Origin of the sequence: Streptomyces sp. NPDC091377, from assembly GCF_044757045.1 — a bacterium.
Classification (GTDB): Bacteria; Actinomycetota; Actinomycetes; order Streptomycetales; family Streptomycetaceae; genus Streptomyces.
The window spans coordinates 72,152-98,219 of sequence record NZ_JBIVUE010000025.1; the positions used below are offsets into that span (position 1 = coordinate 72,152).

23 protein-coding genes are annotated in these 26,068 nt (G+C 72.1%); 12 read left to right on the top strand and 11 right to left on the bottom strand.

What is annotated here, in order from left to right; translation table 11 throughout:
* Nucleotides 1-326: 326 nt before the first annotated feature.
* The 3 genes from ACIQNG_RS35045 to moaA all read left to right on the top strand — a co-directional run bounded on the left by ACIQNG_RS35045 (nucleotide 327) and on the right by moaA (nucleotide 3,478).
* Complete coding sequence (locus ACIQNG_RS35045; RefSeq protein WP_401427689.1) at nucleotides 327-683, top strand: DUF485 domain-containing protein; 357 nt, start codon at nucleotides 327-329, stop codon at nucleotides 681-683.
* Nucleotides 680-2,299, top strand: coding sequence for a cation acetate symporter (locus tag ACIQNG_RS35050; RefSeq protein ID WP_401427691.1), 1,620 nt, complete (start codon nucleotides 680-682; stop codon nucleotides 2,297-2,299). Before ACIQNG_RS35045 ends, ACIQNG_RS35050 begins: the two co-directional genes overlap by 4 nt.
* Before the next feature lie 189 nt (nucleotides 2,300-2,488).
* A complete protein-coding gene (gene moaA, locus ACIQNG_RS35055; protein ID WP_401490767.1) occupies nucleotides 2,489-3,478 on the top strand; it encodes a GTP 3',8-cyclase MoaA in 990 nt (329 codons plus the stop codon).
* Nucleotides 3,479-3,491: 13 nt separating this feature from the next.
* Here moaA and ACIQNG_RS35060 read toward each other — a convergent pair whose 3' ends face one another.
* Together ACIQNG_RS35060 and ACIQNG_RS35065 are read right to left on the bottom strand one after the other, a co-directional pair.
* Nucleotides 3,492-3,725 carry a hypothetical protein gene (locus ACIQNG_RS35060; RefSeq protein ID WP_401427695.1) on the bottom strand — a complete coding sequence of 78 codons (234 nt, stop codon included), beginning with the start codon at nucleotides 3,723-3,725 and terminating at the stop codon, nucleotides 3,492-3,494.
* A gap of 273 nt (nucleotides 3,726-3,998) precedes the next feature.
* Complete coding sequence (locus ACIQNG_RS35065) at nucleotides 3,999-4,481, bottom strand: DUF3099 domain-containing protein (RefSeq protein ID WP_401490769.1); 483 nt, start codon at nucleotides 4,479-4,481, stop codon at nucleotides 3,999-4,001.
* 247 nt (nucleotides 4,482-4,728) lie between these two features.
* On the opposite strand from ACIQNG_RS35065, the gene ACIQNG_RS35070 reads away from it, so the two are divergent.
* Nucleotides 4,729-5,019, top strand: coding sequence for a GlsB/YeaQ/YmgE family stress response membrane protein (locus ACIQNG_RS35070; protein WP_401427850.1), 291 nt, complete (start codon nucleotides 4,729-4,731; stop codon nucleotides 5,017-5,019).
* A gap of 80 nt (nucleotides 5,020-5,099) precedes the next feature.
* On the opposite strand, the gene tyrS is transcribed toward ACIQNG_RS35070, so the two are convergent.
* From tyrS to ACIQNG_RS35085, 3 genes are all read right to left on the bottom strand, one after another.
* A complete protein-coding gene (gene tyrS / locus ACIQNG_RS35075) occupies nucleotides 5,100-6,371 on the bottom strand; it encodes a tyrosine--tRNA ligase (protein ID WP_401427697.1) in 1,272 nt (423 codons plus the stop codon).
* Between the two features lie 91 nt (nucleotides 6,372-6,462).
* Nucleotides 6,463-7,854 carry a metallopeptidase TldD-related protein gene (locus ACIQNG_RS35080; RefSeq protein ID WP_401490772.1) on the bottom strand — a complete coding sequence of 464 codons (1,392 nt, stop codon included), beginning with the start codon at nucleotides 7,852-7,854 and terminating at the stop codon, nucleotides 6,463-6,465.
* Nucleotides 7,851-9,374 carry a TldD/PmbA family protein gene (locus tag ACIQNG_RS35085; RefSeq protein ID WP_401490774.1) on the bottom strand — a complete coding sequence of 508 codons (1,524 nt, stop codon included), beginning with the start codon at nucleotides 9,372-9,374 and terminating at the stop codon, nucleotides 7,851-7,853. The genes ACIQNG_RS35080 and ACIQNG_RS35085 overlap by 4 nt, the downstream gene beginning before the upstream one ends.
* Before the next feature lie 238 nt (nucleotides 9,375-9,612).
* Here ACIQNG_RS35085 and fabG point away from each other — a divergent pair, with 238 nt between their 5' ends.
* The 3 genes from fabG (at nucleotide 9,613) to ACIQNG_RS35100 (ending at nucleotide 11,672) form a co-directional block, all read left to right on the top strand.
* Nucleotides 9,613-10,317 (top strand): 3-oxoacyl-[acyl-carrier-protein] reductase, encoded by a 705-nt coding sequence (gene fabG / locus ACIQNG_RS35090; RefSeq protein WP_401490776.1) that lies wholly within the window; start codon nucleotides 9,613-9,615, stop codon nucleotides 10,315-10,317.
* 5 nt (nucleotides 10,318-10,322) lie between these two features.
* On the top strand, nucleotides 10,323-11,090 hold the full coding sequence (fabI, locus tag ACIQNG_RS35095; protein WP_401427708.1) for an enoyl-ACP reductase FabI: 768 nt from the start codon (nucleotides 10,323-10,325) through the stop codon (nucleotides 11,088-11,090).
* 231 nt (nucleotides 11,091-11,321) lie between these two features.
* Nucleotides 11,322-11,672, top strand: a complete 351-nt coding sequence (locus ACIQNG_RS35100) for a hypothetical protein (protein WP_401490778.1) — start codon at nucleotides 11,322-11,324, stop codon at nucleotides 11,670-11,672.
* On the opposite strand, the gene ACIQNG_RS35105 is transcribed toward ACIQNG_RS35100, so the two are convergent.
* Nucleotides 11,647-12,342 carry a FadR/GntR family transcriptional regulator gene (locus tag ACIQNG_RS35105; RefSeq protein WP_401490780.1) on the bottom strand — a complete coding sequence of 232 codons (696 nt, stop codon included), beginning with the start codon at nucleotides 12,340-12,342 and terminating at the stop codon, nucleotides 11,647-11,649. The genes ACIQNG_RS35100 and ACIQNG_RS35105 overlap by 26 nt on opposite strands.
* Before the next feature lie 116 nt (nucleotides 12,343-12,458).
* On the opposite strand from ACIQNG_RS35105, the gene ACIQNG_RS35110 reads away from it, so the two are divergent.
* The 4 genes from ACIQNG_RS35110 to ACIQNG_RS35125 all read left to right on the top strand — a co-directional run bounded on the left by ACIQNG_RS35110 (nucleotide 12,459) and on the right by ACIQNG_RS35125 (nucleotide 16,185).
* Nucleotides 12,459-13,769, top strand: a complete 1,311-nt coding sequence (locus tag ACIQNG_RS35110) for a CynX/NimT family MFS transporter (protein WP_401490782.1) — start codon at nucleotides 12,459-12,461, stop codon at nucleotides 13,767-13,769.
* A 1,215-nt stretch (nucleotides 13,770-14,984) separates the two neighbouring features.
* The gene (locus tag ACIQNG_RS35115; protein ID WP_401427718.1) at nucleotides 14,985-15,101 is read left to right on the top strand and encodes an SGM_5486 family transporter-associated protein; all 117 of its coding nucleotides are present in this window, start codon (nucleotides 14,985-14,987) and stop codon (nucleotides 15,099-15,101) included.
* Nucleotides 15,102-15,344: 243 nt separating this feature from the next.
* Nucleotides 15,345-15,551 (top strand): hypothetical protein, encoded by a 207-nt coding sequence (locus ACIQNG_RS35120; protein ID WP_401490784.1) that lies wholly within the window; start codon nucleotides 15,345-15,347, stop codon nucleotides 15,549-15,551.
* Between the two features lie 115 nt (nucleotides 15,552-15,666).
* Entirely contained in the window at nucleotides 15,667-16,185 is a 519-nt protein-coding gene (locus ACIQNG_RS35125; protein ID WP_401490785.1) for a SixA phosphatase family protein, read from the top strand.
* Nucleotides 16,186-16,352: 167 nt separating this feature from the next.
* On the opposite strand, the gene serB is transcribed toward ACIQNG_RS35125, so the two are convergent.
* Both serB and ACIQNG_RS35135 read right to left on the bottom strand, forming a co-directional pair.
* Complete coding sequence (gene serB / locus ACIQNG_RS35130; protein WP_401490787.1) at nucleotides 16,353-17,561, bottom strand: phosphoserine phosphatase SerB; 1,209 nt, start codon at nucleotides 17,559-17,561, stop codon at nucleotides 16,353-16,355.
* A 476-nt stretch (nucleotides 17,562-18,037) separates the two neighbouring features.
* Nucleotides 18,038-19,792, bottom strand: coding sequence for a streptophobe family protein (locus ACIQNG_RS35135; RefSeq protein ID WP_401490789.1), 1,755 nt, complete (start codon nucleotides 19,790-19,792; stop codon nucleotides 18,038-18,040).
* Nucleotides 19,793-20,033: 241 nt separating this feature from the next.
* Between ACIQNG_RS35135 and ACIQNG_RS35140 the strand changes: the two genes are divergently transcribed.
* Nucleotides 20,034-22,763: an FHA domain-containing protein gene (locus tag ACIQNG_RS35140; RefSeq protein WP_401490811.1), complete on the top strand. Its 2,730-nt coding sequence runs from the start codon at nucleotides 20,034-20,036 to the stop codon at nucleotides 22,761-22,763.
* A 140-nt stretch (nucleotides 22,764-22,903) separates the two neighbouring features.
* Here the strand turns inward: ACIQNG_RS35140 and ACIQNG_RS35145 are convergent, their stop codons facing one another.
* From ACIQNG_RS35145 to ACIQNG_RS35155, 3 genes are all read right to left on the bottom strand, one after another.
* Nucleotides 22,904-23,704: a transglycosylase SLT domain-containing protein gene (locus tag ACIQNG_RS35145; protein ID WP_401490791.1), complete on the bottom strand. Its 801-nt coding sequence runs from the start codon at nucleotides 23,702-23,704 to the stop codon at nucleotides 22,904-22,906.
* A gap of 294 nt (nucleotides 23,705-23,998) precedes the next feature.
* Nucleotides 23,999-25,165 carry an S-adenosylmethionine:tRNA ribosyltransferase-isomerase gene (locus ACIQNG_RS35150; protein WP_401490793.1) on the bottom strand — a complete coding sequence of 389 codons (1,167 nt, stop codon included), beginning with the start codon at nucleotides 25,163-25,165 and terminating at the stop codon, nucleotides 23,999-24,001.
* A complete protein-coding gene (locus tag ACIQNG_RS35155; RefSeq protein ID WP_401490795.1) occupies nucleotides 25,162-25,860 on the bottom strand; it encodes an SDR family NAD(P)-dependent oxidoreductase in 699 nt (232 codons plus the stop codon). Before ACIQNG_RS35155 ends, ACIQNG_RS35150 begins: the two co-directional genes overlap by 4 nt.
* Nucleotides 25,861-26,068 lie beyond the last annotated feature (208 nt).

Consider the following 26,068-nt stretch of genomic DNA (forward strand, 5'->3'; position numbering starts at 1 on the left):
GGTGCTGCTCGGGCAGGTACATGACGGGTGGTGCAGGGTGAAGCTATCTCCCGAAGTCGCTGGTCAGCAATGACCTGAAGAGACGACTTGAAAAGAACTGACCGCGGTTGAACCGGGCCTCGCGTGGCGCCGTGACGTTGAGCAGGGAGCCCTAGCACGATCGAGCCCCCCGTGTGACCACCCGCCCGGCCAACTCCCCCCGGCCCGGCCCGGGTGATCCACCCTCACCAAGAGGTCAGAACGCCATGTCCGTACCGCAACCGTCCCCGAACCCCGACCGTGCCCCGACACCCGTCGGCGCCGCACCCGCATCGCGAGGAGACTCCGTGGCCACCGATCCATCGCCACCTTCCGAACCTGAGCACCGGCTCCCCTCCACCGAGGAGTTCGTCCAGGTGCAGCAGAGCGCGGAGTTCGGGGAACTGCGCCGCTCCTACCGTTCCTTCGCCTTCCCGCTGACCGTCGCCTTCATCGCCTGGTACCTGCTGTACGTCCTGCTCTCCAACTACGCGGGCGACTTCATGGGCACCAAGGTCTTCGGCAACATCAACGTGGCCCTGATCCTCGGCCTCGCCCAGTTCGTCACCACCTTCCTCATCGCCTGGTGGTACGCACGCGTCGCCGCGACCCGCTTCGACCCCAAGGCACAGGCCATCAAGACCCGGATGGAGGGCGGCGAATGAGCCCCGTCATCACCCTCGCGGCCGGCGAGGCGAGCGAACACCGCCCGCTGATCATCAGCCTCTTCGCGACGTTCGTCGTCGCGACCCTGGTCATCACCGTCTGGGCGGGCCGGCAGACCAAGGACGCCGCCGACTTCTACGCCGGCGGCCGGCAGTTCACCGGCTTCCAGAACGGCCTCGCCGTCGCCGGTGACTACATGTCCGCCGCGTCCTTCCTCGGCATCGCGGGCGCCATCGCCCTCTCCGGCTACGACGGCTTCCTCTACTCCATCGGCTTCCTCGTCGCCTGGCTGGTCGCCCTGCTGCTGGTCGCCGAACCCCTGCGCAACTCCGGCCGCTACACCATGGGCGACGTACTCGCCTACCGGATGCGCCAGCGCCCGGTACGCACCGCGGCCGGCACCTCCACCATCGTCGTCTCGATCTTCTACCTGCTGGCCCAGATGGCCGGCGCGGGCGTCCTCGTCTCCCTGCTGCTCGGCATCACCAGCGACGCCGGGAAGATCGGCATCGTCGCCCTGGTCGGCCTGCTGATGATCGTGTACGTCACGATCGGCGGCATGAAGGGCACCACCTGGGTCCAGATGGTCAAGGCCGTCCTCCTCATGACCGGTGCCCTGCTGCTCACCTTCCTCGTGCTGCTGAAGTTCGACTTCAACATCTCCGACCTGCTCGGCACCGCCGCCGACAACAGCGGCAAGGGCGCCGCCTTCCTCGAACCCGGCCTGAAGTACGGCATCAACGACACCACCAAGCTCGACTTCATCTCCCTCGGCATCGCCCTGGTGCTCGGCACCGCCGGGCTGCCGCACATCCTGATCCGCTTCTACACCGTCCCCACCGCCCAGGCCGCCCGCAAGTCCGTCCTCTGGGCGATCGGCCTCATCGGCGCCTTCTACCTGATGACCCTCGCGCTCGGCTTCGGCGCGGCGGCCCTGATCAGCCCCGAGGAGATCACCGAGTCCAACAAGGCGGGGAACACCGCGGCGCCACTCCTCGCCCTCCATCTCGGCGGCGTCGACTCCAACTGGGGCGCGATCCTGCTGGCCACCATCTCCGCGGTCGCCTTCGCCACCATCCTCGCCGTGGTCGCCGGACTGACCCTGGCCTCGTCGTCCTCGTTCGCGCACGACATCTACGCCAATGTGATCAAGCGCGGCCAGGCCACCGAGCAGCAGGAGGTCCGCGCCGCCCGGCTCGCCACCGTCGGCATCGGCGCCGTCTCGATCCTGCTCGGCGCGCTCGCCCGCGACCTCAACGTCGCCGGACTGGTCGCCCTCGCCTTCGCCGTCGCCGCCTCGGCCAACCTGCCGACCATCCTCTACAGCCTCTTCTGGAAGCGGTTCACCACCCAGGGCGCCCTCTGGTCGATCTACGGCGGTCTGGTCACCGCCGTCGGCCTGGTGCTGTTCTCCCCGGTGGTCTCCGGCAAGGCCACCTCGATGTTCCCCGACGTCGACTTCCACTGGTTCCCGCTGGAGAACCCGGGCATCGTCTCCATCCCGGTCGGCTTCCTGCTCGGCGTCATCGGCACCCTCCTGTCCAAGGAGGAGCCGGACAAGGACAAGTACGCCGAACTGGAGGTCCGCTCCCTCACCGGCACCGGAGCGCACTGACCCCCGACCCGGCCGGGTCGTAGCTCCCTACGCCCCGGCCGGTCGTAGGGAGCTACGACCCGGCCGCGCTCCACCTCGTCGGATCATGCCTGTCCCGTTGTCAGCGGGGTCGCGTAGGCTCGCAAGTGTCGGAGAAAAGGCGTTCGACCGACCCAGGACGACCGATCCAGGACGAGGGAGGGGGTTCCCGTGCTCATCGACACCTATGGACGCGTCGCCACCGACCTGCGGGTCTCACTGACCGACCGCTGCAATCTGCGCTGCACCTACTGCATGCCCGAAGAGGGACTGCAATGGCTGGCCAAGCCCGACCTGCTCACCGACGACGAGATCGTCCGCCTCATCGACATCGCGGTCACCTCCCTCGGCATCGAGGAGGTCCGCTTCACCGGCGGCGAGCCCCTGCTGCGCCCCGGACTGCCCGGCATCGTCGAGCGCGTCGCCGCCCTCGCCCCGCGCCCCCGGATGTCCCTCACCACCAACGGCATCGGCCTGGCGCGCACGGCCGCCGCCCTGAAGGCCGCGGGACTGGACCGGGTCAATGTCTCCCTCGACACCCTGAGGCCCGACGTCTTCAAGACCCTCACCCGCCGCGACCGCCACCACGACGTCCTCGCCGGCCTCACCGCCGCCCGGGAAGCCGGCCTGACCCCGGTCAAGGTCAACTCCGTGCTGATGCCGGGGCTCAATGACGACGAGGCCCCCGACCTGCTCGCCTGGGCGGTCGAGCGGGGCTACGAACTGCGCTTCATCGAGCAGATGCCCCTGGACGCCCAGCACGGCTGGAAGCGCGACGGCATGGTCACGGCCGGTGACATCCTGGCCTCGCTGCGCACCCGGTTCGCGCTCGTGCCCGAGGGCGCCGAGGCCCGCGGTGCGGCTCCGGCCGAGCGCTGGCTGGTCGACGGCGGCCCCCAGCGCGTCGGCGTCATAGCCTCCGTGACCCGCCCCTTCTGCTCCGCCTGCGACCGCACCCGGCTCACCGCCGACGGCCAGGTCCGCACCTGTCTCTTCGCCCGCGAGGAGACGGATCTGCGCGGGGCCCTGCGCTCCGGCGCCCCCGACGAGGAGATCGCCCGGATCTGGCGGCTGGCGATGTGGGGCAAGAAGGCGGGCGCGGGCCTCGACAACCCGGCGTTCGTCCAGCCGGACCGCCCCATGTCGGCGATCGGCGGGTGAAAGCGGCGCGCGCTCAGGACTGCGCCGGGTCCCACTCCTCGAAGCGGACCACGTCCTTCAGGAACCCGCGCACCCCGAGGAACTGCGACAGATGCTCGCGGTGCTCCTCGCAGGCCAGCCAGGTCTTGCGCCGCTCCGGAGTGTGCACCTTCGGGTTGTTCCAGGCCAGCACCCACTCGGCGGCGGCACGGCAGCCCTTCGCGGAGCAGACGGGGGACTCGGGACCGGGAGTCGGAAGGACGTTCACGCCCCGACCCTAACGTGGCCGCACAAGGCGACGCCGGGCAGCCACGGGGGGAGCTGCCCGGCGTCGGTCTGTCGCTCCGACGGGGGATGCGGAGCGCGTACGCAGTATGTCACGGGTAACCACCCGACCGGCACCGGAACAACATGATTGATCTGATGCTTTTACCGGCACCCGACCATCCCGCGACCGGCACCCGACCATCCCGCGACCGGCACCCGACGTTCCGCCACCGGCAGCCGACGTTCCGCGACCGGCAGCCGATCGTCCCCGGGCTCAGGCCGACCGCTCGCCGGCACCCCCCGCACCGGCAGCCCCGCCAGAACTACCCGCACCACCCGCACCACCCGGACCACTCGGACCGTCGTCCTTCCCGGTCCCCGCGAAGCCCCCGCTCCCGCTCGCGTCCCCGCTCCCGCTCCCGCTCCCGCTTCCGTCCCCGCTCCCGGACCGCGGCGGCGCGATCATCGGCCTGGGCTGCGCGGTCACGAACGTCGTCGGCAGCGACGGAGCGTTCTCCCGCCCCGCGTTGGCGATCACCACCGCGACATAGGGCAGCAGCACACCGAGCACCAACGCCACGATCGCGACATGCCGCTCCACGTTCCACAGCACCGCCGCGAGCACCACCGACACCGTCCGCACCGACATCGAGATGACATACCGGCGCTGCCGCTTGCGCACATCGTCCTGGAGCCCCTGCCGGGCCCCGGTGATCCGGAACACCTCGGCCGCACCGCCCTCGCGCTGCTTCCGCATCACTCTCCACCACCCGCCGCAGGGGGGACTCGCCCCGTCCGATCCCGTCCCGCACCAAGTCGCAGCGACCGGGCCCGGACGCCTTCAACGGTACGCCGGGCCTGCGTCGTGTTCGAGACCGGGTCACCCGCCTGCCCGCGTGAACACCCTGCGTCCGCACGCGTACGGCGGAACCCGACATGCGTCGTACGGGGTACGGGCCGACACTGGCCGTAATGCTCACGTCGAGCGGTACGAGGAGGCAGCCATGGGCTGGTTGTGGGCCATCATCGTGGGATTCGTCCTCGGGCTGATCGCCAAGGCGATCATTCCGGGCAAGCAGCACAGCCCGCTCTGGCTGACCACCATCTTCGGCATGCTCGGCGCCCTCGCCGGCAACGCCATCGCCCGCGGCCTGGGAGTGGCCTCCACCCCGGGCATCGACTGGAGCCGCCATCTGTTCCAGCTGGTCGCCGCCATCATCATCGTCTTCCTGGGCGACATGCTGTACATGGCGACCCTGGGCAAGCGCAAGCAGCAGAGGCAGCGGATGACCTAGAGAGCACGCGGTAAGGGTGCGGTGCGGGGGTGCGGCGGCCGGTGTGTCCCGGCCGCCGCACCCCCGCACCGCTCTGCCGGTCAGACCCCGGTGCTCAGCTCGACCGCGGCGAGGTTCTTCTTCCCCCGCCGCAGCACCAGCCACTTCCCGTGCAGCAGGTCGTCCGTCCCGGGCACGGCGTCCTCGGCGGCGACCTTGACGTTGTTCACGTAGGCCCCGCCCTCCTTCACGGTCCGCCGCGCCGCGGACTTGCTGGCGACCAGCCCGACCTCCGCGAAGAGATCCACCACGGGCCCCAGCTCGGCGACCTTGATGTGCGGCACCTCGGACAGCGCCGCGTCCAGCGTCCGCGCGTCCAGGGAGTCCAGCTCACCCTGGCCGAACAGCGCCCGGCTGGCCCCGATCACGGCCGCCGTCTGCTCCGCGCCGTGTACCAGCGTCGTCAGCTCCTCGGCCAGCGCGCGCTGCGCCGCCCGCGCCTGCGGACGCTCCCGGGTCTGCTCCTCCAGCTCCTCCAGCTCCGCCGGGGACCTGAAGGACAGGATCCGCGAGTACGTGGAGATGTCCCGGTCGTCCACATTCAGCCAGAACTGGTAGAACGCGTACGGCGTGGTCATCTCCGGGTCGAGCCAGACGGCGCCGCCCTCGGTCTTGCCGAACTTGGTGCCGTCGGCCTTGGTCATCAGCGGGGTCGCCAGCGCGTGCACCTGCGCCTGCGGCTCCAGCCGATGGATCAGGTCGAGCCCGGCGGTGAGATTGCCCCACTGGTCGCTGCCGCCCTGCTGGAGCGTGCAGCCGTGGCGCCGGTACAGCTCCAGGAAGTCCATGCCCTGGAGGAGCTGGTAGCTGAACTCGGTGTAGCTGATGCCCTCCTCGGACTGGAGGCGGCGGGCCACCGAGTCCTTGGTGAGCATCTTGTTGACCCGGAAGTGCTTGCCGATGTCCCGCAGGAACTCGATCGCGGACAGCCCGGCAGTCCAGTCCAGGTTGTTCACCATCACCGCGGCGTTCTCGCCCTCGAAGGACAGGAACGGCTCGATCTGCGAACGCAGCCGGGAGACCCAGGCGGCGACCGTCTCCGGGTCGTTCAGCGTGCGCTCGGCGGTGGGGCGGGGGTCGCCGATCTGGCCGGTGGCGCCGCCGACCAGGGCCAGCGGACGCAGGCCCGCCCGCTGGAGCCGGCGCATGGTGAGCACCTGCACCAGATGGCCGACGTGCAGACTGGCCGCGGTCGGGTCGAAGCCGCAATAGAACGTGACGGGGCCGTCCGCGAGCGCCTTGCGCAAAGCGTCCTCATCAGTGGACTGGGCGAACAGCCCGCGCCACTTCAGCTCGTCGACGATGTCCGTCACGGTTCTCGTGTCTCCTCGAATGATCTTCTGACGATCCCGGGCGCCCTCCGGACGATGATCCGGCGCGGCCCGACTGCGAACGCCTACGAGGTTATACGCCAGGACTGACGGAGCTCATATTGAAATCCGGCACCCGCAGCGCGGGCATCGCGGCCCGGGTGAACCAGTCGCTCCACTCCCTGGGCAGCGTCCTCTCCGTCCGCCCGGCCTCGGCGGCCCGGCCCAGCAGCCCCACCGGCGACTCGTTGAACCGGAAGTTGTTCACCTCGCCGACGACCTCGCCGTCCTCCACCAGATACACCCCGTCCCGGGTCAGCCCGGTCAGCAGCAGCGTCGCCGGATCGACCTCGCGGATGTACCACAGGCAGGTCAGCAGCAGCCCGCGCCCGGTGGCGGCCACCATCTCCTCCAGGGAGCGGTCCGCGCCCCCGTCCAGGATCAGATTGCCGATGCCGGGAGCCACCGGCAGCCCGGTCAGCCCGGCGCTGTGCCGGGAGGTGGTCAGCCGCCGCAGCTCACCCTCGCGCACCCAGTCGGTCGCGGTCAGCGGCAGCCCGTTGTCGAACACCGACTGATCACCGCCGGAGGAGTGCGCGATCACGAACGGCGCGGACTCCAGGCCCGGCTCGTGCGGATCGCTGCGCAGGGTCAGCGGCAGCTCACTCAGCCGGTCCCCGACCCGGGTGCCGCCCGGCCTGGAGAACACCGTCCGGCCCTCGGCCGCGTCCCGGCCCGACGCCGACCACAGCTGGTAGATCAGCAGATCGGCGACCGCGGACGGCGGCAGCAGCGTCTCGTACCGCCCGGCGGGCAGCTCCACCCGCCGCTCCGCCCAGCCCAGCCGTACGGCGAGTTCCGCGTCCAGCGCCGCCGGGTCCACGTCCTTGAAGTCCCGGGTGGCCCGTCCCGCCCACGCCGAGCGGGTGCGGTCGGGCGACTTGGCGTTCAGCTCCAGCGTGCCGGTGGGCTGGTCGTGCCGCAGCCGCAGCCCGGTCGACGTACCGACATAGGCCGACACCAGCTCGTGATTGGCGAAACCGTACAGCTCACGCCCCCCGGCACGGGCACGCGCGAACGCCTCGCCGAGCGCGGGCGCGAAGTCCGCGAACACCGCCGACGACGTCTCGGCCGGCGCGTCCAGGAAGTCCGGACTCGCCGGTACGTCCGTCACCAGCGGCTGCGCGTCCTCGGCGGGACCGGCGCCCCGCGCGGCGGCCTCGGCGGCCCGCACCAGCGGCTCCAGCTCGTCCAGGGTCACCGCGGACCGCGACACCACCCCGGAGGCGGTGCCCTCCGTACCGTCGACGGTCGCGACCACTGTGAGGGTACGCCCACGGGTCACGCCGTTGGTGGTCAGCGCGTTGCCCGCCCAGCGCAGGTTGGCGGTCGAGTGCTCATCGGCGATCACGACACAGCCGTCGGCCCGCGACAGCTCCAGGGCGCGCTCGACGATCTCGTGCGGCTTGCTCACGGCGGCGCTCATCGCCCGGCCTCCTGCGTGGTGTTGAGGATGGTGACGCCCTTGAAGAGCGCGGACGGGCAGCCGTGCGAGACTGCCGCGACCTGGCCCGGCTGGGCCTTGCCGCAGTTGAACGCCCCGCCCAGGACATAGGTGTTCGGCCCGCCGACGGCGGCCATGGACCCCCAGAAGTCGGTCGTGGTGGCCTGGTAGGCGACATCCTTGAGCTGACCGGTGATCCGCCCGTTCTCGATCCGGAAGAACCGCTGACCGGTGAACTGGAAATTGTATCGCTGCATGTCGATCGACCACGAACGGTCACCGACGACGTAGATGCCCCGGTCCACGCTCCCGATCAGATCCTCCGTGGACAGCCCGGCCGGGTCCGGCCGCAGCGACACATTGGCCATCCGCTGCACCGGGACATGCCCGGGGGAGTCGGCGAACGCGCACCCGTTGGACCGCTCGAACCCGGTCAGCCGCGCGATCCGCCGGTCCAGCTGGTATCCCACCAGCGTGCCGTCCTTCACCAGGTCCCAGGACTGCGCCGCCACCCCCTCGTCGTCGTAGCCCACCGTCGCCAGACCGTGCTCGGCGGTGCGGTCACCGGTGACGTTCATCAGCTCCGAGCCGTACCTGAGCTTGCCGAGCTGGTCGAACGTGGCGAACGAGGTGCCCGCGTAGGCCGCCTCGTAGCCGAGCGCACGGTCCAGCTCGGTGGCGTGCCCGATCGACTCGTGGATCGTCAGCCACAGGTTGGAGGGGTCCACCACCAGGTCGTACGAGCCCGGCTCGACACTCGGCGCGCGCATCTTCTCGGCGAGCAGCCCGGGGATCCGGTCCAGCTCCTCGTCCCAGTCCCAGCCGGTGCCGGTCAGATACTCCCAGCCCCGCCCGGCCGGCGGCGCGATCGTCCGCATGGAGTCGAACTCACCGCTGGAGTCGTCCACCGACACCGCGGTGAGCTGCGGATGCAGCCGCACCCGCTGCTGGGTCGTCACCGACCCCGCCGTATCGGCGTAGAACTTGTTCTCGTGCACGGTGAGCAGCGAGGCGTCGACATGATCGACCCCGTCCGCCCGCAGCAGCCGCCCGCTCCACTGCGCGAGCAGCCCCGCCTTCTCCTCGTCGGGCACCGCGAACGGATCGATCTCGTACGAGGAGATCCACGTCTTGTCGGCGTGCACCGGCTCGTCGGCCAGTTCCACCCGCTCGTCCGAGCCCGCCGCCCTGATCACCTGGGCGGAGAGCTTCGCCATGGCCACCGCCTGGGCGGCGACCTTCGCGGCGGCGTCCATGGTCAGATCCACCCCGGACGCGAACCCCCAGGTCCCGCCGTGCACCACCCGCACCGCGTACCCCAGGTCGGTGGTGTCCGACGACCCGGACGGCTTGCCGTCCCGCAGCCGCCAGGAAGCGCTGCGCACCCGCTCCAGCCGGAAGTCGGCATGCTCCGCCCCCAGCGCACGCGCGCGCGCCAGCGCGGCGTCCGCCAGGGCGCGTAGGGGAAGCGCTGTGAAGGCTTCGTCGATGGAATGAGGCACCGAGGTCTCCCTGCTGTCGTCGCCTGTCGGCTCCGATCATGTCGTGTGCCCGCCGCCCCGACCACACCTTTGCGGTCCCGCCCCACGACGATCTGTAGGGATCCGACAGTGCGCTCCGTGAGCCACTGTCGGTGCCCGAATGCCCGTACCCGCAGGGGGACCGATAGGTTTCAGATGAAACCGCCTGTCATCCCGTGCTCGGGCGGATGTGTCAGACCCCTATCGAAAGGGTGATCCGTTGAGCCGCTCGGTTCTCGTCACCGGAGGCAACCGGGGCATCGGCCTCGCCATCGCCCGCGCGTTCGCCGACGCCGGCGACAAGGTCGCCATCACATACCGCTCGGGTGAGCCGCCGGCCGGCTTCCTCGCCGTCAAGTGCGACATCACCGACACCGAGCAGGTGGAGCAGGCGTACAAGGAGATCGAGGAGGCGCACGGCCCCGTCGAGGTGCTCGTCGCCAACGCCGGCATCACCAAGGACCAGCTGCTGATGCGGATGTCCGAGTCCGACTTCACCTCGGTCATCGACACCAACCTCACCGGCACCTTCCGGGTCGTCAAGCGCGCCAACCGCGGCATGCTGCGGGCCAGGAAGGGCCGCGTGGTGCTCATCTCCTCGGTCGTCGGCCTCCTCGGCGGCGCCGGTCAGTCCAACTACGCCGCCTCCAAGGCCGCGCTCGTCGGCTTCGCGCGGGCGCTCAGCCGTGAGCTGGGCTCGCGCAACATCACCTTCAACGTCGTCGCGCCCGGCTTCGTCGACACCGACATGACCAAGGCGCTCACCGAGGAGCAGCGCACCAACATCGTGAAGCAGGTGCCGCTCGGCCGCTACGCGCGGCCGGAGGAGGTCGCCGCGACGGTGCGGTTCCTCGCGTCGGACGACGCCTCGTACATCACTGGAGCCGTCATCCCCGTTGACGGCGGACTGGGAATGGGTCACTGAACACCATGAGCGGAATCCTTGAGGGCAAGCGCGTCCTGATCACCGGTGTGCTGATGGAGTCCTCCATCGCCTTCCACACCGCGAAGCTGGCCCAGGAGCAGGGCGCGGAGATCATCCTGACCGCGTTCCCGCGTCCCACGCTGACCGAGCGCATCGCCAGGAAGCTGCCGAAGCCGGTCAAGGTCATCGAGCTGGACGTCAGCAACGACGAACACCTGGCCCGGCTGGCCGACCTGGTCGGCGAGGAGCTGGGCGGCCTCGACGGCGTCGTGCACTCCATCGGCTTCGCACCCCAGGACGCGCTCGGCGGCAACTTCCTCAACACGCCGTTCGAGTCCGTCGCGACCGCCATGCATGTCTCGGCGTTCTCCCTGAAGTCGCTCACCATGGCCTGTCTGCCGCTGATGCAGAACGGCGGCTCGGTCGTCGGCCTCACCTTCGACGCCCAGTTCGCCTGGCCGCAGTACGACTGGATGGGCCCGGCCAAGGCCGCCCTGGAGGCCACCAGCCGCTACATGGCCCGCGACCTCGGCAAGCAGAACATCCGCTGCAACCTGATCTCGGCCGGCCCGATCGGCTCGATGGCCGCCAAGTCCATCCCGGGCTTCGGTGAACTCGCCTCCGTGTGGGACTCCCGCTCCCCGCTGGAGTGGGATCTGAAGGACCCGGAGCCGGCCGGCCGCGGGATCGTGGCACTGCTCAGCGACTGGTTCCCGAAGACCACCGGCGAGATCATCCACGTGGACGGCGGTCTGCACGCGATCGGCGCCTGACCGCTCGACCGCCTGACCGCCTGACCGACTGCCCCCCCCGTCCCGCGGGCGACCGTGTACCCCGTTCGGCCTATCCGGCCGGGCGGGGAGCGGCCACAACTGGGCATCCTGGATCACGGGTTCACTGCACGCGTCCTGCTTCCCCGCTCGCCCCGCCGCTGGCCCCCCGTTCCTCCCCAGCGCGACCCAGCGCGCCCGGCACGACCCGGCACGGCCGAGGAGGTACCCCTTGTGCGGATATCACGCGGCATGGCCTCAGCGACCCTCGCCGTCGCACTCGTGCTGTCCACGCCGCTCCCGACGACGGCCCACGCGCGCGTGACGGGGGAACCGAAGGACACCCCTCCGTCCGGGGCCGAGTGCCGCATCGGCGTCGACGGCTCCCGGGTGACGGCCCGCTGCCACAACCCCTACCCGCAGACCGACCGCGTCCGGCTGCACATCGAGTGCGAGCGCTGGTGGGACCTGGACACCGACGGCGCGCACACCGACGTACGACCGGCGACGACCGTACGGCTCACCGGCCGCTGCTGGAAAGAGGTCGACTCGGTGTGGATCACCCACGAGAGCCGGGGGAGCTGAGCCGGGCCAGCCGGCACAGGAACGGATAGCTCGCCGCCTCCGCGCCGGCCGTCTCGGCGTCTCCCGCGCGGATCGCGTCCAGCAGCCGGGTGTGGTCCATGTGCGTCTCCGGGGTCAGCTCCTCGCCGACGCCCTCACGCAGCCAGTCCCGCAGCACCTCGCCGAGGTCGGCGTACATCTCCGTCATCACGTCGTTGTGCGAGGCCGCCACCACCGCCAGATGGAAGGTGGCGTCGGCCGTCACGAACGCCTCCGCGTCCCCCGACCGCCACGCCTCCTCGCGCCGCGCCAGCAGGGCGTCCAACTGCCCCAGGTCCTTCTCGGTACGCCGCTCGGCGGCCAGCCGCGCCGCGGACGACTCCAGCGTGGAACGCAGCTCGGCCACATGCCGCGGGTCCGCGCCCGCGAACCGGCGCTGCATCACGCCCGCCAGCTCACTGGTGGCGACGACGTACGTGCCCGAGCCCTGCCGGATGTCGAGCAGCCCGTTGTGCGCGAGCGCCCGCACCGCCTCACGGACCGTGTTGCGCGCCACCCCGAGCTGTTCGACCAGCTCGGGCTCGGTCGGGATGCGTGAGCCCACCGGCCACTCGCCGGACGTGATCTGGTTGCGCAGTTCCGCGATGACCTGCTCGGACAGCGCCGAGCGGCGGGGGTGACTCAAGGGCATGGCACATCTTCGCTCACAGAGGACGACACCGGGGCACCGGAGACCGGAGACGATCCCGATCACCGGCGACCGGAAAACGGTCACAACCAATCATCCCATGATTCTATGATGGACGCATGGCACGCGAGGAAACCCGGACGACACCGCCCCCCACCGTCAACGTCACCGGCCCGGACCGGTCCGCCCCGGACACGGCGAGAACGGCCGGCCCGCGCACGTGGGCGACGCGGCTGCTCGTCGTCGGCATCGTGCTCGCCGCCGTCAATCTCCGCCCCGCCATCACCAGCCTCGGCGCGCTCCTGGAAGAGGTCCGCGACGGGCTCGGCATGAGCGGCAGCGTCGCCGGACTGCTCACCGCCGTACCGCCGCTGTGCTTCGCCGTCTTCGGCGTCACCGCCCCCCGCCTGGCCCGCCGCTTCGGCCCCGGCGCGGTGGTCTGCGCCGGCATGGCCGCCATCACCGCCGGACTCCTCATACGTCCTTACGCGGGCGGTACGGCGGGCTTCCTGGCCGCCAGCGCGCTGGCGCTCATGGGCATCGCCGTCAGCAACGTCCTGATGCCGGTCATCGTCAAGCGCTGGTTCCCGGACCGGGTCGGCTCCATGACCGGCCTCTACTCCATGGCCCTGGCCTTCGGCACCGCCATCGCGGCGGCCGTCACCGTCCCGCTCACCGGCGCCCTGGGCGGCGGCTGGCAGCCCGGCCTCGCGGTGTGGGCCGCTCTGGCGGCGACGGCCGTAGTGCCCTGGATCCTGTTCGCGCGGACGTCGGCACCGACGCCCGTGAACGCTCCGGACACCGCCGCGGGGGAGCAGCCCGCGCGCGAGGAACCGGCCGGGCGGCTGCGCATCACACGCAGCCCCACTGCCTGGGCGCTCGCCGTGTTCTTCGGGCTCCAGGCCACCGCCGCGTACATCACCATGGGCTGGATGGCACAGATCTTCCGCGACGCGGGGGTGGCCGCCGACACCGCCGGTCTGCTGCTCGCCGTCACGATGGTCATGGGGGTGCCCCTCGCCTTCGTCATCCCCCGCCTGGCCACCCGGCTCCCGCACCAGGGCCCGATCGTGCTCGTCCTCGGCGCGTGCGGCCTCGCCGGATACGCCGGCCTGTACCTCGCGCCCGCCGCCGGCGCCTGGGCCTGGGCCCTGCTCCTCGGCATCGCGAACTGCGCCTTCCCGCTGGCGCTGACGATGGTCGGCATGCGTGCCCGCACCGGCCCGGGCGTGGCCCAGCTCTCCGCCTTCGCGCAGAGCACCGGCTACCTGATCTCCATCCCCGGCCCGCTCCTGGTCGGCGTCCTCTACCAGCACAGCGGCGGCTGGGGTCTGCCCATCGCCCTCATGGCGGCCCTGCTGATCCCGCAGATCCTCGTAGGCTTCCTGGCCGGCCGCAACCGAACGGTCGAAGACGAGGCGACCCGCTGACCCGCCCCGGGCCTGGTGGCCGACTCGGGCCTGATGACTGACTCGGGCTTGTGGTGGTCGACTCGGGCCTGATGACTGACTCGGGCTTGGTGGTCGACTCGGGCCTGGCGACCCGACTCGGACCTGGTGACCCCGATCCGGAGCCGCTGGCCCGGACTCGCCGGCCCCGATCCGGAGCCGCCGGCCCAGAGTCGGAACGGGGGATCCCGACGCGGACCCGGGAACCCGCCCCGGCCCCGCTGGCCCGGACGCGGACCCCGACCCGGAGCCGCTGGCCCGACGGAGTGCCCGCCCCGGGGCCGTTGACCCCGGAGGGGCTCCCGTCGACCCGGACCGGGGAACCGGCCCAGATCCGCTGAGGCCGATCTGGAGCCAGGGTCGGACGCGGGGCTTGAGCCGGAGCCGCTGATTCCGACCGGGGATCCCGACGCGGACCCCGGGAACCCGTCCCGGAGCCGGCCCGGGCGCGGACCCGACGCGGAGCCGGACTGGGCGCGGACCCGACGCGGAGCCGCTGGCGACCCCGACGGGGGTGCCCGTCCCGGAGCGTTGGTCCCGGCGCGGACCCGTTGCCCCCGCCCCGGGGACCCGCCCCGGACTCGCTGACCCCGACCGGGACCCCGGCCCGGAGCCCCCGGAGTTGCTGACCTTGGACGTGGACCCGTTGCCCCCACCCCGGGGAATCGGCCCCAGACCCGCTGCCGCCGACCTGGAGCCAGAGCCGGACGCGGGGCCAGCACGGGAGCCGCTGACCTCGGCGCGGACCCGATGCGGAGCCGCTGGCCCCGACGGGCGTGCCCGTCCCGGACCTGGGGAGCCCGTCCCGAAGCTGCTGACCCCGGACGCAGGACCCGTTGACCCGGACCCGGCCCCGGGCCCGGAGCCGGACCCGGAGCCGCTGGCCCGGATGTGGACCCCGGCTCGGACCCGCCGACCCGGACGTGGACCCCGGCCCGGACCCGCGGCCCGGACGCGGACCCGCTGGCCTGGACGGGGAGGCCCGTCCCGGACCCGGGAGGCCCGTCCCGGCCCCGCTGCCCCCGACCGGGCAACCCGCCCCCGACCGGGGAACCTGCCCCCGACCGGGGAACCTGCCCCCGACCGGGCAACCCGCCCCCGGCCGGGGAACCCGCCCCCGACCCCGAGCGGCCCGCCCCGGATCATCACCCCGACCCCGGGGTGAGCCGTACCCGCGCCGAATGCGAGACTGGCGGCATGCCAGTGCTCGACCCGAACCCCAAGAACGGCCAGAAGAAGATGCTGCTTGTCTTCGGCACGTTCTTCGCCATCTTCGTGATCATCGGCATCATCGCCACGATCGCGGCCCCCTGACCGGCCGTCCGGCCGCCCACCCGCCCCGAACGACCGATCGCCCGATCGCCCGATCGCCCGATCGCCCGATCGCCCCGGCCCCGTACGAGGTCCGACGGTGGGGGTAACCCCCCATCCCCTAGGGGGTCAGGGTCAGGGTCAAGTGGGTGGATCACCGGATGGGCCGAAGGCCCCGGGATCCGTACCTTCGAAGTGTGACCGCGAGCGGCGGACACCCCTTACTCGAAGACCGCGGAGGCACCCATGTCGGCCCCTACGTACTCCCGGACCCACCCGGCGACCACGGGCCGTACCGTCACCCGCCTGCCCTGGTGGGCGCTGGCCCTGCCGACCCTCGCCTTCGCCACCCTGCTGACCCTCATACTCAACCCCTCCGACGCCCACGCGGCCTCCGGCGACCCCGCGATCGCGCAGGTCCTGGAGCGGCTGCGGGAGCTGATCACCCGCTGACGGCCCACCGCCGCGCGGGCCGCCCCCGCCGCCCCGCCGCGACCCCCTCCGCCATGGATGAATCCGCATGTCAACTCCCTGCGCCCCATGGTCTGTTTCATGCGAAGCTGGGGCCATGAGCGTCGCAGAACCCCGCAGGATTGTCCTCTTCCGGCATGCGAAAGCTGACTGGCCCCAGGTGAACGACCATGAGCGTCCGCTCGCCGAACGGGGCCGCCTGGACGCGGCCGAGGCCGGGCGCAGACTCGCCGACACGGGCGTCCCCATCGACCTGGCCCTGTGCTCCACGGCGACCCGCACCCGTGAGACCTGGAAGCTCGCCGTCCATGAGTTTCCGCACCGGCCGAAAACCGTCTACGAGGAGCGGATCTACGAGGCGGCTCCCGGCGAGCTGATCGCCCTCCTCAACGAGACCCCGGAGGACATCCGCAACGTCCTGCTGATCGGCCACAACCCCGGAGTCCAGGGCCTCACCGAGATCCTCGCCGGCTCGGCCGAGGAGGAGCCCCGCGAGCGGCTGAGCAGCCGTGGTTTCCCGGCCGCCGCCTTCGCCGTGCTGACCTGCGACGGCCCCTGGAAGAACGTGGAGCCCGGCACGGCCACGCTGGTCGACTACTGGGCCCCGTCCGACTGACCGGACGTTCCCCCCTGTCGGACGCGTGTACGACGCCGAGGGCCCGGCCTCCGAGGAAGCCGGGCCCTCCACACGCCGACGCCGTGGACACCCGGCCCCCCGCGAGCCCGCCCGCCCCCGCGAGCGCGCCGGCCGCCCCGCCCGTACCGCCGTTCGCCGTACCGCCGTCACCCCTCGTCGTGGGTGTCCGCCGCCTCGACCTCTTCACGGGTCACCCCGAGCAGATACAGGACGGTGTCCAGGAACGGGACGTTCACCGCCGTGTGCGCGGCCTCCCGGACCACCGGCTTGGCGTTGAAGGCCACCCCGAGCCCGGCCGCGTTCAGCATGTCCAGATCGTTGGCGCCGTCCCCGATGGCGACGGTCTGCGACAGCGGCACCCCCGCCTCCGCCGCGAACCGGCGCAGCAGCCGCGCCTTGCCCGCGCGGTCCACGATCTCCCCGGTGACCCGCCCGGTGAGCTTGCCGTCCACGATCTCCAACGTGTTGGCCTGGGCGAAATCCAGCCCCAGCCGCTCCCGGAGATCATCGGTGACCTGGGTGAACCCGCCGGAGACCACCCCGACTTGGTAGCCGAGCCGCTTCAGCGTCCGGATCAGCGTCCGCGCGCCCGGCGTCAGCCGCACCTCGCTGCGCACCTTCTCCACGACCGAGGCGTCCAGCCCCTTCAGCAGCGCCACGCGCGCGTGCAGCGACTGCTCGAAGTCCAGCTCCCCGCGCATCGCCGCCGCCGTCACCTCGGCGACCTTGTCGTCGCACCCGGCGTGCGCGGCGAACAGCTCGATCACCTCGTCCTGGATGAGCGTGGAGTCTACGTCCATCACCACCAGGCGCTGAGCCCGCCGGTGCAGCCCGGCCGCGACCACGGCGATGTCCACCCCGAGCGCGGCGGCGTCGGTGACCAGGGCGGTGCGCAGCGGCTCGGTCTCCACCCCGGACACCGCGAACTCGACGGCGGTGACCGGGTACTTGGCGAGCCGGAAGATACGGTCGATGTTGCCGCCGGCCTTGGTGATCTTCGCGGCGATGGCGGCGGTGGCCTCGGCGGTGAGCGGATGGCCGAGCACCGTGACCAGGGAGCGTCCCAGCCCACGGGGCCGGTTGTCACCGGTACCGGAGATGATCTCCGCCTGGAGCTTCATCGACTCCGCCCAGCTGTGGACGGTGGCCCGCAGCCCGCCTTCGAGCCCCTGCGGCGGCTCGGTCACCAGCGCGCACAGCACGATCCGGCCACGGGTGACGACCTGCTCGATGTCGACGACGTCCACCGAGTAGGCGGCGAGGGTGTCGAAGAGTCCGGCCGTGATGCCCGGCCGGTCCCTGCCGAAGATCTTGACCAGGAGGGTGGGGAAGTCTGAGGTCTGCGAAGGGCTCATGGTGCCTCCACCGTATCCGGCACCCAGTGCCTCCCGCCTCCGTGGTCCGGCTGGCGGACAGGGAACACTGGATGTCCCGTCCGTTCCGCACGGCTGGAGGATCCTGCCTGCCGCGCGAGGAGGCGGAAGCGTTTCTTCGGACCTGTGCCCGTGCCCGTGCCGTGCGTGCCCGTGCCGTGCGTGCCCGTGCCTGTGCCGTGCCCGTGCCGCGCCCGCGTCCGTGCCCGCGTCCGCGTCCGTGCCCGCGTCCGTGCCCGTGCCCGCGTCCGCGTCCGTGCCCGCGTCCGCGTCCGCGTCCGCGTCCGCGTCCGTGCCCGCGTCCGTGCCCGTGCCCGCGTCCGTGCCCGTGCCCGCGTCCGCGTCCGTGCCCGCGCCGCGTCCGTGCCCTGCCCGTGCCCGTGCCGTGTCCGCGCCGAATCCCACGGCCTCCCGGCGAGCGGGGTCGCGGCCCACTCCCGCCGGAGGCTCCCGCTCCCTCAGCCCGACCCCTTCGGCGGGCTCGACGGCCGCGGCGGGCTCGGCCGACCCGGTGGGCCCGGCGGCCTCGGTGGGCTTGAGGGCCTCGGTGGGTGCGGTGGGTGCGGTGGCCCCGGCGGCGCAGGCGGCCCTTCCCCGGGCGAGGCCGGCGGACGCCGAGGCCGCGCCGGCGGTGTCGCCGGCCCGGCCCCGACCGGCGACCCGGCCCGGTCCGACCCGACCGGCGACCCGGCGAGGTCGGCCCGCGGCGGCGTCCTCGGCTGGGGCGGCGTCCTCGGCCGGGGCGGCGCAGACACCCCCGCCCCCTGCCCCGACGCACCCGCCGCCCCCGAGTCACCCAGTGCCAACCCCGCCACACCTCGCCCGGCCGCCCCCGTCGCGCAGGCCAGCAACGCCCCGGCGGCCCCGGCCCCGGCGCCCCACACCGCGCCCAGCAGTACGGCGGCCCCCGTCCGCCCGTGCAGTTCGATCCCGGCGCCGAAGGCTTCGAAGCCCAGCACCGACAGCGAGGTGTTCACGGAGACGTCCGTGAGCCGGCCGAGCAACGGCAGGGCCAGCGCGGTCACACACCCCAGCCGCACCGCACAGCGGCCGACAAACCCACCGACCCCCGGCCCCCGTAGCCCACGCGCCTCCTGACTTCCCCCTCCGCCGACCGGCGTCCGTACCGCCGCCACCACCCCCGCCAGCAGCATCAAGGTCACCGCCGCCACCCCGAGCAGCCACACCCGCCCGTCCAAGTCGGCCAGCCGGCCCAGCGTCACCGGACCGTCGGAGTCGGCCAGCAGGTCGTCCAGCGGGTCGGGCAGGAAGCCGGTCAGCGGACCCGTCGCGTCGCCCTCGTACGGGACGAACAGCCCGACCGGCAGTCCCAGCCACACCCCGTTGGGCGCCCCGAGCAGCGCGGCGCCGACGACCCGCCGCGGATGGTCGTCTCCGATCGCGGCATGTCCCGCCGCCGCGCACCCCGCCGCGACCGCCACCAGCGCCACCGTGACCAGCGCCGACACGGTGGGCCGGACCACCCGGTGGACGAACGCGAGCCCGCGCGGCAGCGGCGTACGGCGTGCGGCCAGCAGCGCGATCAGCAGGACCCCCGCCGACCAGCCCAGACCACCGAGCAAGGTGGGCACGATGTCGACGGTGAGGTCCACCGCCACCCGCGCGCCGATCAGATCGCCCACCCCGTCCGGCAGCAGCCCGCCGATGTCCCCGAGTCCGTCCGGTCCCGGGAGGTCGAGCCGGTCACCCCCCGGCAGTTCGCCGGAGCCGGGAGCGTCGTCCGGCCCCAGGGTGTCCCCGTCGATCGTGATGACATCGTGTCCCGCCCACGCCAGCCCGCCCAGCCCCGCCGTGAACAGCACGACCACCGCCCCCACCCGCGCCAGGAGTTCGGCCGCGGACACCTCGACTCCGGCCGCGCGCAGGGACCGTAGGAAGATCCAGGACAGCAGCAGCGCGCCGACGAGGCTGACGCCGAGTGGCGTGATCTCGACGGCGGTCGCCGCCTCCGCACCCGTCAGCCCGAACACCGACACCTCGCCGGACGGACTGACCGAACCACCCGCCCCGAGCGCCACCACCGCCGCGGCCATCGGCCCCGCCGAGCCCGCCGCGTCGGCGTCCAGGAGGCGCAGCCCGAGCGCGGCCGTGGCGATCATTCCGATCAATGCCCAGCTCACGGCGGCGATCGCGGACAGCAGGACGTCGACCCACGGCACCCGTGCCCCGTACCGCCCGGCTCCGACCCTCATGACAGGCCCCCCGATCCGCTGCACGGCACCCCGCACCCCGCCCTTCCGCGCACGGGGACACCACTGTCGGGCGCGGCCTCCACCCCGTCAACGACAACGCTCCGATGCGCCCCCCGCCCGGTTCCACAAGGCCCGGCTTTCGGTCAGGGGGCCGCTCCTGAAATAGTTCCCCCCGATGTTCGACATCCCTAGACTCCCTGCGATGGGGGAAATCTCGGGGGACAACTCAGTGGGGCATGGAGTGCCGGAACTCGTACTGGAATCAAACGGACGGACCTGGACGCTCGATCCGTCCAGGCAATACACCCTCGGACGCGATCCGCAAGGAGAGGTCGTGTTCGAGGACGCCAGGGTCTCCTGGCGGCACGCCACGGTCAGCTTCAACGGCCGCGGTTGGGTCATCGAGGACCACGGCAGCACCAACGGCACCTTCGTGCAGGGACAGCGGATCCACCAGGTGGAGATCGGCCCCGGCGCGCAGGTGCACCTCGGCAACGCGACCGACGGCCCGCGCGTCAGCCTCTCGGGCGAGGCACCCGCCGCACAGGCACAAGCCCCGGCGCAGGCGCAGCCGTACGCGGCCCAGAGCGCCCCTGGCGGACACGGCGTACCCGGCGCGCACGGCGCGCACGGCGCACAAGGCGTACCCGGCGGACCGGGTGCCCAGGCCGCCGACCAGGGCTGGTCCCAGCAGACACCGCAGCAGACCGGCTGGCAGCAGCCGCAGCCGCAGCCGCAGCCGCAGCCGCAGCACCCGCACCCACAACACCCACAACACGCGCACCCGCACCCGCACGCAGCCCAGGTCCCGCATCAGGCCGCCGCAGCCCAGGTCCCGCACCAGGCCGCCGCGGCCCAGGTCCCGCACCAGCAGCAGGCGCACCCCTCGCCGCAGGGTCACGCGCCGCAGGCGACCGGTGGTGGCGCGGGGGCGCCGCCGGTCTACGGCGACCGCAGCCCGACCACGTTCCACCAGTTCGCGCTCGGCCGCGTGATGCGTATCGGCCGCTCGCTGGAGAGCGACCTGGTCGTCTCGGACCTCCAGGTCTCGCGCCACCACGCCGAGTTCCACTCCACGCCCGACGGCCGGATGGAGATCCGTGACCTCGGCTCGCACAACGGCACGTACGTCAACGGTCTGCCGATAGCCAAGGGCGGTTCGCAGCTCCTCGGCCCGACCGACATCGTCGGTGTCGGTCACTCGACGTTCCGGATCGTCGGCGACCGGCTGGAGGAGTTCGTCGACACCGGTGAGGTGTCGTTCTCCGCCCGCCATCTCACCGTCACGGTCGACGGCGGCAAGCAGATCCTCAAGGACGTCTCCTTCGGCGTCCCGGAGAAGTCGCTGATCGCGGTCATCGGCCCGTCCGGCTCCGGCAAGTCCACCCTGCTCAAGGCGCTCACCGGCTACCGCCCCGCCAACCAGGGCGAGGTGCTCTACGACAACCGGAACCTCTACAAGCAGTTCGCCGAGCTGCGTCAGCGCATCGGTCTGGTCCCGCAGGACGACATCCTGCACAAGGAACTGACCGTCAAGAAGGCCCTCAAGTACGCGGCCAAGCTGCGCTTCCCCGCCGACACCACGGCCCAGGAGCGCGAGGCCCGGATCGACGAGGTGCTGCGCGAGCTGAAGCTCGACATCCACCGGGACAAGAAGGTCACCTCCCTCTCCGGCGGTCAGCGCAAGCGGGTCTCGGTCGCCCTGGAACTGCTGACCAAGCCGTCGCTGATCTTCCTGGACGAGCCGACCTCGGGGCTCGACCCGGGCATGGACCGCGACGTGATGCAGCTGCTGCGCGGCCTCGCCGACGACGGCCGTACCGTCCTGGTCGTCACCCACTCGGTGGCCGAGCTGGCACTGTGCGACAAGCTCCTGGTGATGGCGCCGGGCGGCTCGGTCGCCTACTTCGGCCCGCCCGAGGAGGCGCTGAACTTCTTCGGCTACGACACCTGGGCCGATGTCTTCTCCGCCTTCGAGAACTACCGCGACTACGACTGGGCGGGCCGCTGGAAGGGCTCGCAGCACTACCAGATGTACGCGGCGGACATCGACGCCGTCGCCCCGCAGGCGGTACAGGTCCCGGCGATGCAGTCGCTCAGACCGCCCAAGCCGCAGGGCTGGATGTCGCAGTGGGTCACCCTGGTGCGCCGCTATGTCTCGGTGATCGCCTCCGACAAGGGCTTCCTCGCCCTGATGGTGATCCTGCCGGCCGTGCTGGGCGCGGTGAGCCTGCTGATCGACCCGGAGAAGGGGCTGCTGCCCAACGCGGCCGACCCGGAGACCGGCCGGATCGTCGGGAACGGCACGGCGACCACGGTCCTGCTGATCCTCGCGGTCGGCGCCTGTTTCGCGGGCGCCGCGAACTCCGTCCGTGAACTGATCAAGGAACGGGTGATCTACGAGCGGGAGCGGGCGACCGGGCTGTCCCGGTCGGCGTACCTGATGTCCAAGGTGTTCGTGCTCGGCATGATCACCGCGCTCCAGGGCCTGCTGGTCGGTGTGATCGGGTTCGCCAGCCGGGAGATCCCGGAGGAGGGCCTGGTCCTGGGCGGGCTGACGCTCGTGGAGCTGTCCCTGCCGATCATGGGGCTCGGCTTCAGCTCGATGATGTTCGGTCTGATCATCTCGTCGCTGGTGAAGACGGCCGAGAAGACCATGCCGCTGCTGGTGATGTTCGCGATCATCCAGGTGGTCTTCACGGGCTGTCTGTTCGCCCTGCACGGCACGGTCGGCGTCAACGAGTTCTCGTATCTGATGCCCTCGCGCTGGGCGGTGGCGGCGGCCGGCGCCACCCTGGACCTGAACCGGGTGACCCCGCCGGAGGCCGGCGCGGAGGCCGACCCGCTGTGGGACCACACCTTCGGCACCTGGGGCCTGGACATGGCGGCCCTGATCGCCCTCGGTGTGATCTGCGGCTTCTTCGTGGCCCGCTTCCTGCGCCGCCACGAGCCGGAGGTCATGCGCGACTAGCGCCGGACGCCCGACACACGATCGGCGCCGGACGTCCGACACACGATCGGCGCCGGATGACCGATGCCGTACGACGCCGAAGGGCGGCACCCTGACCGGGTGCCGCCCTTCGCTGTACGCGTGCGAGGTCCGCGCCTGCCTCAGTACGCGCCGAAGACGTTGTCGATCGAGCCGTATCGGTCGGCCGCGTAGTTGGCGGCGGCGACGATGTTGGAGACCGGGTGCCAGATGTTCTTCGGGGTGCCGGAGACGTGGTACGCGTCGAAGGTCGGCGGGATGACCTGGAGCAGGCCCTTGGACGGGACGCCGTTGATGGCGTTGATGTCCCAGTTGTTGATGGCGTTCGGGTTGCCGGAGGATTCCCGCAAAATGTTGCGGTGCAGTCCGTTGTAGCTGCCGGGTATGCCCTTGTTCTTCATGATGTCGAGCGACTCGCGGATCCAGCCGTCGAGGTTGTTCGCGTAGTTCTTCGCGGCGACCGGCGTCGTCTGCGCGCGCGGCGCGGAGCGGTTCGCGGACTGCTCGGCCTGGCGCTCGGCGACGGCCTGCTTCTTGGCCTCGGCCGCGCTCTGCTTCTTCGCGGCGGCGGCCTTCTGCTTGGCCTCGATGGCCTCGACCTTCAGGCTGGCGCCCGCGAGCTGGTCGGTGACGCTGGTCTTGACGTCCTTGATCTGCTCGCTGCTGTACGTGAGCGGCGCGGCGGTGGAGGACGCGTCGGTGACGGTCGTCGTACCGCCCGAGGGCACCAGGGTGAAGGCGAGCGTGGCGGCGCTGAGCGCGCCCACACCGGCGAGCGCGGCCCGCTTGTGGGCCCGGGTCACCGGCCGGCCGCGGCCGGGCAGGGCGTCCCGCACGGCGTCACGGGCACGGGCGGCACGCTCGGACAGCTCGGCACGATCGGGAAACTTGGGCAGCCGGGGCGGCTGAAAGTGCTTCGGCATGGCGATGGACCTCTTCGAATAGCGCGGAGGCCGTCCAACGTCCGCCGGGACAGGGGACTGTCTGCGGAGGGGCACGGGACGAACCCGTGGCGCTGAACGACGGCAGCCATTCTTAGCGGTCGCAAAATTCTCTGGCAAAGGTGTGACGTACGAAGCCAGATAGTGGATCGCGGAAGTGCAAAACGGGACAGACTGGGCTGTCTGTCCCGTTCACATGGGAAGTCTTGATCTCCTACTTACGTTCGTACGTGATGTGCGCCCTATGTGCGGGCTCACACGGACGCCGGGGTGGTCTCACCAACAGTTGCCGGAGCAACGCTCACCGTGAGGGCCCTCCTCCGGGAGGAGGAGATGGACGTCCCCGAACTCGTGCCAGAGGTAGCGGCCCCGCAGCGCCTCCTCGTAGCCACGGCCGACCGCCGCCCGCCCCGCGACCGCCTCCAGCATCAGCAGATGCGACGCCTGCGGCTCGTGCAGCCCGGTCAGCAGCCCGTCCACCACCCGCACCCCGCGCTCGGGCGTCACCACGAGGTCCGTCCACCCCTCAGCCGCCCGCACCGCCCCCTGAGGCCCCTGAGCCTCCTGAGCCCCCCGGCGCCCCTGTGCCCCCTGGGGCCCCCGAGCCCCCTGACGCCCGCCGGGCCCCTCCGGCCCCACCGCGGACTCCACGGCCCGCACCGCGGTCGTCCCCACCGCGATCACCCGCCCGTCACCCGCCCGCACCGCGTTGATCAGCCGCGCCGACGCCTCCGGCACCGCGAACCACTCCGGATACGGCGGCTCGTGCGCCTCCGCCGACGCCACCCCCGTGTGCAGCGTCACCGGCGCGAACTGCACCCCCCGGCTCACCAGCCCCGCCACCATCCCCGCCGTGAACGGCCGCGCCGCACTCGGCATCTCCGCGCTCCCCGCCCCGTCCGCCGACGGCAGCGCGAACACCGTCTGGTACACCGACAGCGGCTGATCCCGCTCCGTGTAGGAGTAACGGATCGGCCGCCCGTACTCCCGCAGCAGCCCCGGCACGTCCGGATCCGACACCCGCGCCCACCACAGCCGCCGCCCGTCCGCGCTCTGCGGCGCCTCCAGCACCAGCCGCACACCCCCCGCCAGCGACACCTCCGTCCCCGCGGGTCCGCCCGCCCGCGCGCGCGTGGTGCCCCCGGCGTCCGGCTCCCGCAGCTCCACCGCCCAGCGCCCGTCGTCACCGCGCGTCGAGAAATGCACCACCACGCGCGCGTCCCCGAGCCTGCCGTCCACGGCCGCCGCCAGCGTCGGCGAGGTGTTCACCACCAGCAGATCCCCCGCCCGCAGCAGCCCCGGCAGCTCCCCGAACCGGTGGTGCGACACCGCCGTCCCCCGCGACACCAGCAGCCGTACGGCGTCCCGGCCCAGGCCCGTGCCGCGCTGCTCGGCCGGCACCCGCGCCGACAGCTCCTCCGGCACCCGCAGGGCGAGGGTCACCGCACCCCCTCCAGCAGCGACGGCGCACAGTAGCGCCCGCTGGCCGGCCGCTCGTCCAGCAGCCGCAGGAACCCCGGCACCACCCCGGCCGGCTCCGGCCGCGGCTCCGCGTCGTCCGGTACGGCCGCCGCGTACAGGTCCGTCGCCATGTCCCCGGGATCCACCGCCCAGACCCGCAGATCGGGCTCCTCGGCCGCCAGCACCGCCGCCAGATGGTCCAGCGCCGCCTTCGAGGCCCCGTACCCGCCCCAGGTCTCGTACGCCTCGGCCGCCGCGTCCGAGCTGACCACGATCACCGCCCCCGCGCGCGAGACCCGCAGCAGCGGCAGCGCCTCCTGCACCAGCCCCAGCGCCGCCACCGCGTTGACCTCCAGCGCGTGCCGCAGCCCCGCCAGCGGCAGCTCGTCCAGCCGCACCAGCGGCTCCGCGCCCAGCGCGCTCGCGTTGCTCACCAGCAGATCCACCCCGCCCAGCCGCCAGGCCGCCGCCACCAGCGCCGACCGGTGCTGCTCGTCGGTGACGTCCCCCGCCAGCGCCTCCACCCGCGTACCGTGCGCCGCCACCGCCTCCGCCGTCCGCTCCAGCACCTCGGCGGTGCGCGCGTTCAGCACCAGATCCCAGCCCCGTACCGCCAGCGCCTCCGCCAGCGCCCGCCCCAGCCCCTTCGACGCCCCCGTGATGACCGCTACCGGCATGACATCCCCTCATCCTCGAAACCGCCTCTGCACAAGCCCTCAAGCCCTCAAGCCCTCAGGCACTCAGCCCTAAAGCCCTCAGCGCTCAAGCCCTCAAGCACTGAGGCCCTCAGGCCCTCAGGCCCTCAGGCCCTCAGGCCCTCAGGCCCTCAGGCCCTCAGGCCCTCAGGCCCTCAGGCCCTCAGGCCCTCAGGCCCTCAGGCCCTCA

Bases quoted from the DNA above. Each gene is read 5' to 3' on its own strand.
- ACIQNG_RS35050 (WP_401427691.1), top strand. From the start codon at position 680: ATGAGCCCCGTCATCACCCTCGCGGCCGGCGAGGCGAGCGAACACCGC.
- ACIQNG_RS35065 (WP_401490769.1), bottom strand. From the start codon at position 4,481: ATGCGGAAGCAGCGCGAGGGCGGTGCGGCCGAGGTGTTCCGGATCACC.
- ACIQNG_RS35070 (WP_401427850.1), top strand. From the start codon at position 4,729: ATGGGCTGGTTGTGGGCCATCATCGTGGGATTCGTCCTCGGGCTGATC.
- ACIQNG_RS35080 (WP_401490772.1), bottom strand. From the start codon at position 7,854: ATGAGCGCCGCCGTGAGCAAGCCGCACGAGATCGTCGAGCGCGCCCTG.
- fabI (WP_401427708.1), top strand. From the start codon at position 10,323: ATGAGCGGAATCCTTGAGGGCAAGCGCGTCCTGATCACCGGTGTGCTG.
- ACIQNG_RS35105 (WP_401490780.1), bottom strand. From the start codon at position 12,342: ATGCCCTTGAGTCACCCCCGCCGCTCGGCGCTGTCCGAGCAGGTCATC.
- ACIQNG_RS35110 (WP_401490782.1), top strand. From the start codon at position 12,459: ATGGCACGCGAGGAAACCCGGACGACACCGCCCCCCACCGTCAACGTC.
- ACIQNG_RS35115 (WP_401427718.1), top strand. From the start codon at position 14,985: ATGCCAGTGCTCGACCCGAACCCCAAGAACGGCCAGAAGAAGATGCTG.
- ACIQNG_RS35120 (WP_401490784.1), top strand. From the start codon at position 15,345: ATGTCGGCCCCTACGTACTCCCGGACCCACCCGGCGACCACGGGCCGT.
- ACIQNG_RS35125 (WP_401490785.1), top strand. From the start codon at position 15,667: ATGAGCGTCGCAGAACCCCGCAGGATTGTCCTCTTCCGGCATGCGAAA.
- serB (WP_401490787.1), bottom strand. From the start codon at position 17,561: ATGAGCCCTTCGCAGACCTCAGACTTCCCCACCCTCCTGGTCAAGATC.
- ACIQNG_RS35135 (WP_401490789.1), bottom strand. From the start codon at position 19,792: ATGAGGGTCGGAGCCGGGCGGTACGGGGCACGGGTGCCGTGGGTCGAC.
- ACIQNG_RS35145 (WP_401490791.1), bottom strand. From the start codon at position 23,704: ATGCCGAAGCACTTTCAGCCGCCCCGGCTGCCCAAGTTTCCCGATCGT.
- ACIQNG_RS35155 (WP_401490795.1), bottom strand. From the start codon at position 25,860: ATGCCGGTAGCGGTCATCACGGGGGCGTCGAAGGGGCTGGGGCGGGCG.